Annotated in this window: 1 pseudogene; it reads right to left on the reverse strand. The window is 41.9% G+C overall.

The features are described from left to right. Positions 1-511: pseudogene (locus tag R7093_RS25325) on the reverse strand (DNA ligase); the annotation flags it as partial. Positions 512-735: the final 224 nt, after the last annotated feature.

Genomic DNA, 735 nt, shown 5'->3' on the forward strand with positions numbered 1-735 from the left:
AGGAAATTTTATCCAGTTGAGCAAACAAATGTTGCTCATTTTGGATGGCTCGGTGCTCAACGTATTTGATGTGGTGCTCATCAATATCAAACACTAAATCCTGAATGTTGTAATAACGTTTTCGGTAATCTCCTGCGGAATACGGCATGTCAAACACCATAAAATCGATTTCGCGCCACGCGCTATCAATTGGTGTTTTATCAAGAACGGTTTGCTGAACAATGTGAAAATTTCCGCGTCCGGCCCAAAGCTCACCATCCAATGGATAGTTTGGGAGTGACTCAGTGAACCACTCGGGCGCATAAATTCGGTTTCCGTTTCGGGTCACGAGGTGTTGACCTGTCCAGTAGGCTCGAATTCCATCGAGTTTCTCACTGTACCAATACTCAGAAACATCTATTCCATCTTGATAGGTTTCAGCAAGAGAGACGGGCGGAGCTATAGGTGTATTCGCTTGGGGCTGCGCAGATGCCATAACGGCAAGGGCAATCAATGTCATTTTTAATGGCATGGGGGAACCTTGTACAAAAAAGCATCTTTATTGAAACGTAACTCCACCGATTTACCTATTTGTCAGTGTTAATTATTCGACTCAGAACAATCAACATAAGTAATGGTTTGCAATGTAAATCATAAAGTTTAGACAGGTATTGCATTTGTTTTTTCAGCTCACGCTAATGGCACGGTTATAAAGCCAAACTCTCCTCTTCAATTTTCAATCTGCATCTAAATCAT

It is taken from the genome of Vibrio sp. 1580 (genome assembly GCF_033340055.1).